This window comes from Aeoliella fuhlenseeensis (assembly GCF_052161615.1).
Lineage (GTDB): Bacteria > Planctomycetota > Planctomycetia > Pirellulales > Lacipirellulaceae > Aeoliella.
In genome coordinates this window covers 5,638,165-5,650,665 of record NZ_CP197417.1, presented here as the reverse complement: position 1 = coordinate 5,650,665, position 12,501 = coordinate 5,638,165, and the positions used below count along the sequence as shown (strand labels likewise).

Genomic DNA, 12,501 nt, shown 5'->3' with positions numbered 1-12,501 from the left:
CGGCATAATCGCTAAAGTCTGCGCAAACGGTCCGCCGATGTTGACGGAGCAGGACCACGCGAACTGGCCAGGGAGGCTGGTGCGCCGCGAGTGCCTGCGTTTGTCACTGCTAGCAGGCTGCCATGATTTCGCTCTTCCTCCATCCCACGCGGCAACTCATCAGTGCCGTTCTGGGCAACGAATCGCCTCGGCAAATGGCTTGGGGCTTTACCATCGGCATGGTGCTGGGCATGGTGCCGAAGGGCAACCTGATTGCGATTTCGCTCGCCGTGCTGCTGTGTGCGCTGCGCGTGAATAAGCCGGCGGGACTATTGGCCGTGGCCATTTTCTCGGCCCTTTCGCCGCTGTGCGATCCTATCACGCACAAGCTGGGTGCCAGCGTGCTCTATTCGGAGTCGCTCGTGCCCTACTTTGCTTGGCTGTACGATCAACCGCTCGGGCCATTCATTGGATTTCATAATACCGTCACGCTCGGGTCGTTGATGCTGGCACTCTACGTCAGCTATCCCTGCTACTACGGCAGCTACAAGGTGTTTGAGAAGTTTGGCCCGGTGATTCATCGCTGGGCGCTTCGCTATCGCCTGGGTCGCGCGCTGGCCGGCGCTCAGTTCGCCGCTCGTCTTGGGAGATAGACCACATGAAGTTTCTTCGGTTCGGCTACATCGTTCCGCGACTCATCTTGCTTGCGTTGCTTTACCTGGCAGCGGAAGTGGGGAGCGGCTACGCCCTTCGCTGGGGGATGGTCGCAAGTGGCGAGGCGGCCGTGGGTGCGCGTGTCGAAGTCGCCTCGGTGAAGTCGTCGCTACTCCAAACTCGCGTGGCGATTCGCGACGTGGCTGTGGCGAATCCTCGCAAGCCAATGACCAATTTGCTGGAAGCCGATCGTATTGAGATCGACTTTGACAGCAACGCGCTATTGCGTAAGAAACTGATCGCCGACTACGCGGTGGTCAGCGGCCTGGAGTTCAGCACGCCCCGCGAAACGTCGGGCGCGCTCCCCGATGCTCCGGCAGAAGAGGAAGAACCAGCGGCACCAAGCTGGATCACTCCGATTGCCAGTCAGTACGCGGACGCTTGGGTCACAGACCTCGAATCGCGTTTCGACGCCGATATTCGCCAGCAGCTCGAATCGGTTCGGCTGGCGGAAGAGCTGGCCCAGAAATGGCCCAATAAGTACAAGGCGCTCGAAGCGCAGGCCAAGGCGATCAAGGCCGAGGCGAAGCTGCTGGAGCAAGAAGTTCGCGTAGCGAAACAGAATCCGCTCCGTAGCGCCGAGTTCATTGCGCAGATTCCCGACCGGGTGACGAAGCTTCGCCGCTCGCTCCGCGACTTGCAGACTGAAGTGACGAAGCTACCCAATGAGCTGAAGGCGGACCGCGATCGCATCACGCTTGCTCGCAAGAACGACGAGCGAATGCTCCGCGAGAAGCTGGAGCTTGGCGAGCTCGATGCCAAGTCGCTTAGCAATTACTTGCTTGGCGAGAAGGTGACCGGTCCCTTGACCGAAACGGTGGGCTGGATTCGCTGGGCCCGCAAGCTCATGCCGGCGCGTGGTGAGAAGGTGGTGGTGGCTCCCAAGCATCGGGGCGAGGATGTCTTCTTCCCCGGCAGCGAGCGACTGCCCGACGTGCTGATTCGCGCGGTACGCCTCGATGGTTCGGCCCGCGTGTCGGGCCAGCCTGTGGAGATCGTCGGTGTGGTTCGCGACTGGACCAACCAGCCAGAGTGGCACACGAAGCCGACGACCCTGGAGCTGACGACCAAGGGTGGATTGCCGCTCACCGTGCAAGCCACGTTTGATCGCACGCAGGAAGTTTCGCGCGACGAAGTGCACTGCGTGGCGAGCGACATCGTGATTCCGGACGCGTCGCTAGGACGCGCGGGCAAACTGCATTTGGCGGTTGCCCCGTCGCACGCGCATGTAGTGCTCGCGCTACACCTGGTCGACGATAAGATTGAAGGAACGCTCGAAATCTCGCAGACGGGGCTCGCGATCAATCCCACGATTGGTGCCGGCTCGTTTGGTACTCGCCTGCAAACGGCGCTCGCGGGAACGGTGGGGCGAATTCACGAAGCGAAAACGGTGGTCGCCGTGAGTGGCACGCTGGACGATCCCGACTTCGACCTCGACTCGACGCTTGGCACCGAGCTGGCCTCGGCCATCAGTCGCTCGGCGCGAGAAGTGGTGACGGTCGAACGCGAACGCCTGCTCGCCAAGGGCCAGCAGGAGATGGATAAGCACGTTGCCAAGCTCAACGGCGAGCTCGTCGCCTTCCAGCAGAAGGTGAACAGCGAGCTGCAAGGTCCTGGCGAAGTGATTGCCACGCTACTCGGCCAACGCGGCAACGACCCGCAGATCGGCCAGTCGCCCTTCGGGCAGTTGTTCAAATAGCCTGCTTGCGATTTGAACAGAAGGGAACGAAGGAAGATTCTTGGCCCGCGAATGGCCGCGGATGTTCGCGAATGGTCGGCTTCAAGTCGCTAAATCGGACTCGGAGAGCCCTCCCACAGTTCCTTGGGCGCGTTAACGATCAATACAAAAGCGAAGAAGAGCGTGGATGAGTGTTTCCACTAACCCACGCTCTTCCGTGATTCGTCCGTGTAGATCTGTGGCCGAGACTACTTGGCATCCTTTGCATCGTCGCAGTACGACAGGGCGAGTAGCGCGTAGCCGGTGACTAGGTTGGGGTCGGCTTCCATCCAGCGGTCGCTGCCGGTGTTGAGCCAGCTGCCATCGGCTTGCTGCAGCTCGGCGAGCTTGGCGACGAGTTCGCTCCGCCAGTTGTGCTCGGTGCCATCGGCGTCGACGACGTTTTCGTCACCCAGCGTGGCCAAGGCCTTGGCGAACGTGTGGTAGTAGTAGAACTGGCCCGAGGGGCCCATGCCGGGATTCTCGTCGAGGGTAAAGTTCTTCTGGATCCAGGCATAAGCTGCCTTCACGCGCGGGTCGTCCTTGTCGACACCGGCGTAGATCATGCTCTTGAGACCGGCGTAGGTCATCGAGCCATAGCTCCGCAGGCCGCCGTTCTCGGTGTTGCCCGCTTGGCTGGTGCCGCCGGCAGCCGGGGTGTAGTAGAAGCCACCGTCGCCGACCTTCGAGGCAAACGGCGTGGTGTTGTACTGCGACTCGAGGTTCTGGGTGCGCGACACGAAGACCAGGGCCTTTTGGATCGCGGGGTCATCGGGGCCATTGCCGGCCGCGACGAGGGCGTCGAGCAGGAAGCTGGTGTTCGACAGGTCGGGACGCGAGTGGCTGCCGTAACCGGCGCCGCCGTAGTTGAAGCTGTCTTTGGCGTGGCCTTCGGCGTCGTCCCACTGCAGACCCTTGAGGAACTTCTCGGCCTTGGCGAGTTGATCGTCGTACTTGCCGTCTTTGTTCGCCTCGGTGAGCAGCAGCACGGCGAGGGCGGTTTCGTAGTTCTTGTGGTTCGAACCTTCGCCGTAGATGCCACCGTCTTCGCGGGCATGCTTGAGCACGTAGTCAATCGCCTTGGCCACCGTGGGGTCGGAGGTCGTTGCCCCATTGCGAAGCATGCCAGTGGTCGCGATCGCGGTGACGCCGGGACCGGCGAACCCGCTGAAGGAGCCATCGGCGGCTTGCGAGGTCTTGAGGAACTGCACGCCCTTCGAGGCGAGCTGCTTCGCCGTGGCTGGCGAGGTGGCGGTGTCGGCGGCGAGTGAAATCGTGGGCAGGGCAACGAGCAGCGTGAGCGCGCAGGCAAACGAGTGACGCAGTGACATGACAAAAACCTCTAGCTGTAACGTGAGTAGAAAACGTGACGAACGCAACTCTTGGCCTGAACGACTCAATTATAGGCCGAGAACAGGGCCGAGGACTACCGGCACCGATAGCCGTTAGCTAGCTTCACGAACCGCGAGATACGCGAGAAAAAGTAGCCAACCTGCCAAACAAATGGCGGCTAACACGACCAAGCCGCGACGGCGAGTCGGTTGAGGCCAGCGCTCAAGCGCCGGCGGAGCTTCCGCGGATTGCGGCGTGGCAGACGGCATGGCTGGACGTCCCGCCGATTCAACGTTCTTACGGCGACTCACGCCCCGCGCCCTTTGCTCGAATCGGGCATGGTGATTTCGAAGCCGGTGCGAAACGCGTCGTCGAAATCGTAGACGTTGTCGAAGTCTTCACGGCGATCGTGATCGGTCTTCTTCATCTTCTTGATGTCGATCAAGTTGAACACGATCTCGCCGAAGTCCGCAGTGCTGCGGACGCCCCAATGACCAAGCACGCACTGCGCGACAAGGCCGTACTGCTCTAGCGCGTACAACCGAATCGCTTCGCACAGTTCTTGACCCGAGACGTGATGCTCGACTTGTTCGTCAAGATCATCGAGGTCTTCGAACTCTTCGGGGGCGTAGGGCTTGCCTAGCTCCAGGCGAGTCTGGGCGTAGTGCAGCGCGTCGAACACGAACAGGTACGCGTCGAACTTGTACCGCCGATCGCGGTCCAGCAAATCGACAATCGGATCGCTGGGGTCGAGCATCGACTTACTCATGGCAGGCGAACAACTAGGGGGTGAAGGACACGAGCCGGTGCGGGGCAGTTGGTCTCTAATACTATTATGGCCCGCCGTTTACTATTCTTCCTCAGAATTGTCATCTGCGGGAGGCGGGGGAGCCGAATCCCCTCCAGATTTCGCCTTTCCGAGTACCGTCAAAACTTCCGAGGCGTCGATAATCACCCGCCGCATGTCCTCGGTTTCGACCAGTAATTGGCCGGCGAGGATCTCCTGGCTCAGGACTTTGGCCCGGCCTTTGTCCGTAATTATGGCGGCCCCGATGGGGGGGAGCTCGCGGCGGAGCTCCTGGTAGGTGTCGTATTCGTACCGCAGGCAGCACTTGAGGCGGCCGCACCGGCCTGAGATTTTGCTGGGGTCGAGCGTCGCCTTCTGCAGTTTGGCCATCTTCATCGACACCGGGGGCATCTCCGACAGATGAGTGTTGCAGCACACCGGCTTCCCGCAATCGCCGTAGTCTGCTAGCAGTTTGGCTTCGTCCCGGACGCCAATCTGGCGCATCTCGATGCGGGTTTGGAACTCGCTGGCGAGCACTTTCACGAGCTCGCGGAAGTCGACCCGCTCGTCGGCCAGGTAGTAAACGATCACGCGCTCGCCGCCGTACAGCCGCTCGAGGTCCACGAGCTTCATGGGCAGGCCCTGCTCGGCGATGCGGCGGCCGCAGGCCTCGAACTCGCGTCGCTGCTGGCCCAGCAGGCGGAATATCTCGCGACGATCCTCTTCGGTTTGCTCGCGGACAATCGAACCCCGCTGGGGGTCTTCGAGCTGGCTGACCGCGTCGTCGGTTGCCTCGCACAGCACTTCACCCGATTCCATGCCCCGGCCGGTTCGGGCAATAACCAATGAACCGCGGCGGAACTCGCCCTGCCCTTTGGTATTGAACACGCCAAGGTGGCGCATGGAGCCGTAGCGGACGACGTATTTGGGCATAATCGCGGAGGCCGGCGGGAGCGACAAGCGGGCCAGTGGCGGCACTGGCTGCACCCATTCACCATACCGCACCAGGTCGCCGAGGGCTAGGTAAGTTGCGACCCAATAACCGCGGCTTCGCAACGGATTTCTGCGAGCTTAGTATCAATTCTGGGAACTAGGTATCCAGGATGCCGTAAATTACCGCCAAACGGACCAGATCGAGCGACTTGTGCACCTTCAGCTTCCGCATGAGCCGCGACTTGTGGCTGTCGATCGTGCTTTCTGCGAGCTTCATTGTCTCGGCTATGATTCGAACCGATTTGCCCTCGGCGATGAGACGCCACACTTCCTGCTCGCGCTTGGTGATGGTCGAAAAGTCCGGCCGATCACCTAGGCCATTGGCGGCCTCTGGCCGCCCGTCCCCCAGGAGCGGTCTCAGGTGATCGAGATCGGACACGACGGGCCAGTCGCCAAGCGTGCCGTTATGCAGACGGTCGCTGGCAAGGATGGCGACTTGGGCGACTCCATGGTTCTCTTTTAAGGTGGTGAGTTCGGCTGGGCCCATTTTCAGGGCAAGCTCGCCGTCGATTACAAGCAGGTCGACCTGGGTCCGCACCGCCTCGGCGAGCACCGACTTGGGCTGGGTGGTTCGCACCAGCACCCGAGCGTGCGCCATGCTCTCGATTAATTGCGTGTAGGCTTCGAGGTCGACCGCGCGACGCAGGCAGAGGGCAACTCGCTGGACCTTCGAAGGCATGGCAACTTGGTTGGTGGGTGAGATTCGAACTCTAGGGGTCGCGATGACCGTGTGCATGACGAAGTCCTCGGCTACAGCAGGATCGGGGCAGCGTGGTTTATCAACTAGCAGCGTGGTTCTAAGCAAAAAGAACGACTGCATAGGCGAACACCAGCCTTTGCCGTGAACTTATCGTCTTGATCGGCGATTGCAACCTCGAGGGTCCACCTCCAATCCAATCGTCATCCGAGATGGCAAAGCCGACCTAACTTATGGTTGTTCAACGACTTTGGGGCAGTAAATTGATGGGAATACCGGAGCCAGAGTGCCACCCAGGTGGCACGGAAGTTGTTCGTCGATTCTAGGATTTTCTTCTCTCGGGATGACGCGCAAACTTCCAGCGTTCACGTTGCGTTCATGTCCGCTGCGAGCAGTGCCGGCAATTGCCCCACTCTTGGAGACCGCCATAATGGGGCGCAGCGGCCCCCGTTTCGACACGTTCGTGCCGCTAACTTAGGTAGTTTTCCCCCATCCCCCGGGAGGCAGCCATGCAACCGCAAACGGCCGATCAGCTTACCGCCAAAAAATGCCTGCCCTGCGAGGGTGGGGTCGAACCTTGCTCGCTCGCCGAGGCCAAGTTGCAGCTTGGCGAGCTCCAGGGTTGGTACCTAACCCATGAGGGTCAGCGGATTCGCAAGGACTGGCGAGTGAAGAATTTCATGGCGGGCATCGACTTCTTCAACCAATGCGCCGAAGTCGCCGAGGCCGATGGCCACCATCCCGACCTGCACATCGAAGGGTATCGCAACGTCTCGGTCGAACTGTGGACCCATGCGATTGGCGGGCTGAGCGAGAACGATTTCATTCTCGCCGCAAAGATCGATCAGCTTCCCATCGCGCTGGCGTGAACATCATGAGCGACATTGCACAACCGTTTCCGGCGCTGGTGGTCGATAAACGCGACGATGAAACGACCGGCCCGCGACTCGAACGGCTTACGCTCGATCAGTTGCCCGCGGGCGACGTGCTGATCGAGGTCGCCTACTCGTCGCTCAACTACAAAGACGCGCTGGCCTGTGGTGGGCATGCGGGGGTGGTGAAGTCGTTGCCTCACGTGCCGGGTATCGACTGTGCGGGCCGTGTCGTGGAATCCAAGAGCGATCGTTGGCGGGTGGGCGACGAAGTGCTGGTGACGGGCTACGGACTCGGAGCCGAGCATTGGGGTGGTTACAGCCGCTACGTCCGCGTGCCGAGCGACTGGGTGGTGGCGATGCCGGCGGGGCTCGATGCTCGCAGCGCGATGATCGTAGGCACTGCCGGTTTCACCGCGGCGCAGGCCGTCACCGCGATCGTCGAGCGGGGCATCACACCCGATCGCGGGCCCGTGGTGGTCACCGGCGCGACGGGGGGCGTGGGGACGTGGAGCGTGGCGATCCTCGCAAAGCTCGGCTACGAAGTGACCGCCGTCACGGGCAAGAGCGACCAAGCCGCGATGCTCAAACAACTCGGCGCCGCGGAAGTCGTTGGCCGCGAAGTGGTGAACGACTCGACGAACCGCCCGCTGCTAGCCAGTCGCTGGGCGGCGGCGGTCGATACCGTGGGCGGCGTTCCGCTTACGACGATCCTGCGTTCGACACTCCACCGCGGCGTGGTCACGGCATGCGGACTGGTCGCTGGCGTCGAGTTGCCCCTGACGGTGCATCCCTTCATCCTCCGCGGCGTGACGCTCGCGGGCATCGATTCGGCCAAGTGCCCGCACGACATGCGACTCGAAATGTGGCGCAAACTCGCAGGCGAATGGCGAGTGGAACTGCCGGACAAGTGCGTCACGGAGATCTCGCTCGCCGAGGTCCCGCAGCAAGTCGCAAAGATCCTCGCCGGTGGGGTCGTCGGCCGAACCTTGGTCGTACCCAGGGACTAAATTCGTGGCCGGATTCGCAAAAAGTCGGACCCAATTTTGCCCGCGAATCTCCGCGGATGTTCGCGAATGTTAGGAGAATGAACAGAAGGGAACGAAGAGAACGAAGCGGGAGTTAGAGGAACAGGAAGCAACTGAGGAAACAGAGAAGATAAGTCGCCGGAATTGAATCCTTGGTTATTGCTCCGTTTGCTTCGTTCTCTTCCGTTCACAATCCTCTTCTGTTCCCTCCGTTGGCTCCTGTTCCCCTGCGCCCGAACTCTCGCAACTCCCGCCACCCTGAAGACTTGCTACAATCCGTGTTTTATCCGTGCCCATCCGTGGCTAAATAACTCCACGTTCAACAACCATGCACCTTGAAACCGAAGCGGGCACCAAGTTCTCCTCGCCGTCGGCGGGCGATATCCGCCACGCCATCGATACGCTCGATGTCGACGAGTCGACCTACGCCATCCTGACGCGTAGTCCGCAAACTTACATGCAGACCATGCGGCTCGAAGACGGGTTTGAGCTGGAGTACCAGGACGGGGACACGGATCATCACTACCAGGCCGATCGGTTGCTCACGGCCGAGGAGGTCATCGCGGCGATGGACAGCTACGCGGCCGACGACCCCCAGTGGAAGACGATGTTCGTGTGGCAGAAGCTCGATTTGTCGGCGACCAGCCCGGCGAAGAAGGGCTGCGCCGGCGCGGTGCTGCTTGTCGGCGGAGCGGCGACGCTCGCGGTGCTTAGCTGGTTTGCGTGAGCCACGCGTCGTCCGCCGCGAGAAACGTTACGTCGCCGGCCGGCATGCGTTCGATTTGGAATCGCGCGGACAACTCTTCGGCCGTCATCGGTTCGCGAGGTCCAATGCCACACCACTCGGCGAGTAGTCCGATCACGCGCTCCGCCGGGACGCCCAGCGTGCGATAGTGGGCGAGCCGGGTGTCGCCGTGCCGTTTGGCGAGCCGCTTGCCATCTTCGCCGCGGACGAGTGGCAAGTGCCAAAACTGCGGTGAGTATTCCACGCCGAGCGCCGCGGCAATCTGTTGCTGGCGTGGGGTGCTGGTCACTAGGTCGTTGCCACGGACGATGCGGTCGATCCCCTGTCCTGCGTCGTCGACCACCACCGCGAGCTGGTAGCTCGGCAGACCCCCCTTGGTCCAGATCTGAAAGTCACCCACCGACTTACTGAGATCGATTCGCTGCTCGCCGGCGAACTGGTCGACGAACGCTTGCTCGCCTGGCTCCACCCGAAATCGCCAGCCGCACGCGTCGAGATCGACATCGCTCGCCGAAATGGGGGTGAGTTCCGCGGGACGGCATGTGCCGGGATAGCAGAGCTCGTGCTCGTCGGCGTGGGGAGCCGAGCGACTGGCCGCTTCGATCTCGCTGCGGGTGCAGTTGCACGGATAGGCGAGCCCGCGGGCGGCGAGCAGACGTAATGCATCTTGGTAGGGCGCGAGGTTGTGCGACTGGTAGAACGGCCCCTGGTCCCAATCGATGCCGAGCCACGCGAGCAACTCCATCGCGTCGCGATCCGCCCCGTGCTTGACCCGCGGGCCATCGAGGTCTTCGATCCGCAGCACGATCCGCCAGCCCTGCTGCCGCGCCATCGCCCAGTTCACGAGAAACGTCTGGGCGTTCCCCAAATGCAACGCCCCCGTGGGCGACGGAGCCAATCGAGTGCGGTGTGCCATGGTGATTTCGGGCCTTCAGGATGTTCTGCCCGCGAATGGACGCAGATGGTCGCGAATGGAATGGAGGGAATGGGGAGGGAATCGAGGGCCTAGCTGTCGAGGAGTATTGAAGAGTTATTAACAGAAGGAAACAAAGGAAACGAAGAATAGAACAAGGTAGGAAGTCCAGTCAGCGATTTACTTTCTCTTTCCTTCTTCCTTCGTTCTCTTCGTTTCCTTCCGTTCATATCTCTTGTTCTAGTCGCGAACATCCGCGTGATTCGCGGGCAAAGACTTGTCCGAATTCTGGTGAATCCGGCTACCAATCTATCCTGCGAACGAACTCTCTAGCACGTAGCGGGCGAATTCGCCGTAGCGGCGGGTAATGCCGGTGTCGAGGTTGACGAGTTCGACCACGGCGGGGCTGAACAACTGCTTGTCGATCTTGTAGAAGTCGTGATCGTAGGCGGCGAAGATCTCCTTAAACGGCCGGCCATGATCGCTCGAGGCGCTCGACGGGGTTTTCGGACCCACCGCGTCAATCGATGCTTGATCGCCGCGAACGTAGAGCACGACGTGCCCGCCGTAGAGAATGGCGTCGTTCGTGCGGCCGATGCCCGCGAGCGTGTCGGCGGCCACCGGAGGCAGTGGAGCGATGCCCCAGCCACTTTCGACGCGCGAGAGATCGAAGCCAAGTTCGTGCAGCTTGTGCATCGCGGTCTCAACACTCCTCGCCACGACTTGCACCGTACCGGCTTGGCTGTGGGTGGGGGCGACGAGCAGCGTGACGCCTTGGTCCGCGACGCCGCACTTCTGGGCGATGTCGTGGCACACCTCGGCGGGAGGCAGCTTGTCGGTTTCTAGCAGCCCGACGACGTGGCCCGCCACCTCGCGGTAGCCAAGGTGTTCGAACAGTTCTTCGCGTGCCGCCACGGCTCGCATGGGACCGGAGCCCATGGCAAAGTACTTGGTCCCTTTCACTTCCCAACCCGCATACTGCGATGCCATGCAGGCTTCGAGCGGCGCGTCGGTGCGAACCATCACGCCCGGCCCACCCGTCAGCGTGTGTGGCACGAACGATACCTCGCCATAGCCAGCGAGCGCGATCTCCGCCATTCGCCGCCCTGCTTCGAGCCCGCCACGAGCTTCGATGCCGAGGTCGATAATTCGCGAGCCACCAGCGCGAGAAATGCCGACGCGCAGCTCAGCCGCTTGATCGACCAAGGACTCGCAGAACGCTAGCGCGCGGCGATTGAGGTTCATCGAGGCGCTAATGACTATTCTCCTCAAAACGATGACGAAACGTTGCCTGCCACCAAGCCCTAACGCTACTTTACGGCAAGTCGACGAGGAAGGGGCAGCACGTGCGAAAGGGCAGGGATGGGGAACAGGAGGAAACAGAGAAAACGGAGGACGAAACGGAGGCAAAGGCCGGTATAGAACAGAAGGGAACGAAGGACACGAAGAGAAGGCAAGGAAAAGCAATTCGCCTCTGTTCTCTCTGTTTCCACCTGTTCAATTGCCTTGCTTATTCGCGAACATCTGCGAAGATTCGCGGGCCCAACCTCTTCCTTCGTTCTCTTCATTCCCTTCTGTTCAAACCCGTTTACAATAGGCCCCAATTCTGGCGAAGCCGGCTACTTGAGGCGAGGTTTGAGCCACGCTTCGAGGTCGTCGAGCCAGCGGTTGGCTTTCGTCTTAAGCGTGTTCATGCCGAAGCCGTGGCCGCCGTGTTCGTAGAAGTGGGCCTCGGCGGGGACCTTCGCCGCAACGAGAGCTTTGTAGTAGCGAATGGCGTTCTCGGGAATCACGCCGGTGTCGTCGGTGGCGTGGGCGAGGAACGTCGGCGGCGTGCGATCGTTCACTTGCTTGTAGGTGCTCATCTTCTCGACGAGCGAGGCGTCGGGCGACTCGCCCAGGAGGTTTCGTCGCGAACCGCCATGCGTGACCCCGTCTTCCATCGAAATCACAGGGTACACCAGCACCGAGAAGTCGGGCCGACTCGATAGCCGCTCGATGGGGTCACTCGAAGACGCGTCGCCTTCGTCCCACATGGTCGACAGGCTCGAAGCCAAGTGCCCACCGGCTGAGAATCCGATCACTCCGACGCGGCTTGGGTCGACGTGCCACTTTTCTGCGTTCGCTCGAATCAACTTCATGCCGCGGCGTGCGTCGTCGAGGGGCGCGGGATGGCCATTCTTACCACCGCCGCAGCGGTAACGCAGGATAAGGGCGTTGATGCCACGCTCGTTAAGCCACTTGGCGACCTCGGTCCCTTCGTGATCAATCGCCAGCACGCCGTAACCACCGCCTGGAACGATGAGCACTGCCGCACGCGTGGGGGAATCGTCGACCAGATAAGGAACGATGCCGGGGTGGTCGTGAATGACCAGGCGATTCGAAGCGACCTCTTCAGCACCCTTATCCGACGAGGTGTTCGCCGGATGATCGTCGGGCCAAAGCAGGATTGGGTCTTGGGCCATGGCGCTAGTGGAGAAAAATAGGGTGGCAACGCACAGAAGTTTACGAGTTAGCATTTCGTTCGCCTTTTGGGAAACGTGAATAAGCGTCGAAGGAATAGCTGGCCACGGATGAACACCGATCCAACACGGATGGGAATACACGCGGTAGTAAAGTCGCGAAGCAGGTACCACTCTGCTTGCTATTTCGCCGCGACTAGGTAGCGAATGTCACTTCCACCATCCGTGTTTCATCGGTGTTCATCCGTGGCTAATAAGGTCG

At 61.1% G+C, this 12,501-nt stretch carries 12 protein-coding genes; 5 read left to right on the top strand and 7 right to left on the bottom strand.

Features of this window, described 5'->3' with window-relative positions; all coding sequences use genetic code 11:
- Window positions 1-122: 122 nt before the first annotated feature.
- Together SH292x_RS22260 and SH292x_RS22255 are read left to right on the top strand one after the other, a co-directional pair.
- A complete protein-coding gene (locus SH292x_RS22260) occupies window positions 123-632 on the top strand; it encodes a TIGR03546 family protein (RefSeq protein WP_442483226.1) in 510 nt (169 codons plus the stop codon).
- A gap of 5 nt (window positions 633-637) precedes the next feature.
- Window positions 638-2,392 carry a TIGR03545 family protein gene (locus SH292x_RS22255; RefSeq protein WP_442483225.1) on the top strand — a complete coding sequence of 585 codons (1,755 nt, stop codon included), beginning with the start codon at window positions 638-640 and terminating at the stop codon, window positions 2,390-2,392.
- Window positions 2,393-2,619: 227 nt separating this feature from the next.
- Here the strand turns inward: SH292x_RS22255 and SH292x_RS22250 are convergent, their stop codons facing one another.
- The 4 genes from SH292x_RS22250 to SH292x_RS22235 all read right to left on the bottom strand — a co-directional run bounded on the left by SH292x_RS22250 (window position 2,620) and on the right by SH292x_RS22235 (window position 6,342).
- The gene (locus SH292x_RS22250) at window positions 2,620-3,741 is read right to left on the bottom strand and encodes a prenyltransferase/squalene oxidase repeat-containing protein (protein ID WP_442483224.1); all 1,122 of its coding nucleotides are present in this window, start codon (window positions 3,739-3,741) and stop codon (window positions 2,620-2,622) included.
- A gap of 308 nt (window positions 3,742-4,049) precedes the next feature.
- On the bottom strand, window positions 4,050-4,511 hold the full coding sequence (locus SH292x_RS22245; protein WP_442483223.1) for a Minf_1886 family protein: 462 nt from the start codon (window positions 4,509-4,511) through the stop codon (window positions 4,050-4,052).
- Window positions 4,512-4,592: 81 nt separating this feature from the next.
- Window positions 4,593-5,585, bottom strand: a complete 993-nt coding sequence (locus tag SH292x_RS22240) for a PSP1 domain-containing protein (RefSeq protein WP_442483222.1) — start codon at window positions 5,583-5,585, stop codon at window positions 4,593-4,595.
- Window positions 5,586-5,619: 34 nt separating this feature from the next.
- Window positions 5,620-6,342 carry a helix-turn-helix transcriptional regulator gene (locus tag SH292x_RS22235; protein WP_442483221.1) on the bottom strand — a complete coding sequence of 241 codons (723 nt, stop codon included), beginning with the start codon at window positions 6,340-6,342 and terminating at the stop codon, window positions 5,620-5,622.
- Window positions 6,343-6,728: 386 nt separating this feature from the next.
- On the opposite strand from SH292x_RS22235, the gene SH292x_RS22230 reads away from it, so the two are divergent.
- The 3 genes from SH292x_RS22230 (at window position 6,729) to SH292x_RS22220 (ending at window position 8,846) form a co-directional block, all read left to right on the top strand.
- On the top strand, window positions 6,729-7,088 hold the full coding sequence (locus SH292x_RS22230) for a 4a-hydroxytetrahydrobiopterin dehydratase (protein ID WP_442483220.1): 360 nt from the start codon (window positions 6,729-6,731) through the stop codon (window positions 7,086-7,088).
- Window positions 7,089-7,093: 5 nt separating this feature from the next.
- Window positions 7,094-8,101 carry a YhdH/YhfP family quinone oxidoreductase gene (locus SH292x_RS22225; RefSeq protein ID WP_442483219.1) on the top strand — a complete coding sequence of 336 codons (1,008 nt, stop codon included), beginning with the start codon at window positions 7,094-7,096 and terminating at the stop codon, window positions 8,099-8,101.
- A 346-nt stretch (window positions 8,102-8,447) separates the two neighbouring features.
- Window positions 8,448-8,846 (top strand): hypothetical protein, encoded by a 399-nt coding sequence (locus SH292x_RS22220; protein WP_442483218.1) that lies wholly within the window; start codon window positions 8,448-8,450, stop codon window positions 8,844-8,846.
- Here SH292x_RS22220 and gluQRS read toward each other — a convergent pair.
- The 3 genes from gluQRS to SH292x_RS22205 form a co-directional block, all read right to left on the bottom strand.
- Window positions 8,830-9,780 carry a tRNA glutamyl-Q(34) synthetase GluQRS gene (gluQRS, locus tag SH292x_RS22215; RefSeq protein WP_442483217.1) on the bottom strand — a complete coding sequence of 317 codons (951 nt, stop codon included), beginning with the start codon at window positions 9,778-9,780 and terminating at the stop codon, window positions 8,830-8,832. The genes SH292x_RS22220 and gluQRS overlap by 17 nt on opposite strands.
- Window positions 9,781-10,086: 306 nt before the next feature.
- Window positions 10,087-11,022 (bottom strand): methenyltetrahydromethanopterin cyclohydrolase, encoded by a 936-nt coding sequence (gene mch, locus SH292x_RS22210; RefSeq protein ID WP_442483216.1) that lies wholly within the window; start codon window positions 11,020-11,022, stop codon window positions 10,087-10,089.
- Between the two features lie 374 nt (window positions 11,023-11,396).
- Window positions 11,397-12,242: an alpha/beta hydrolase gene (locus SH292x_RS22205; RefSeq protein ID WP_442483215.1), complete on the bottom strand. Its 846-nt coding sequence runs from the start codon at window positions 12,240-12,242 to the stop codon at window positions 11,397-11,399.
- Between the last annotated feature and the right edge of the window lie 259 nt (window positions 12,243-12,501).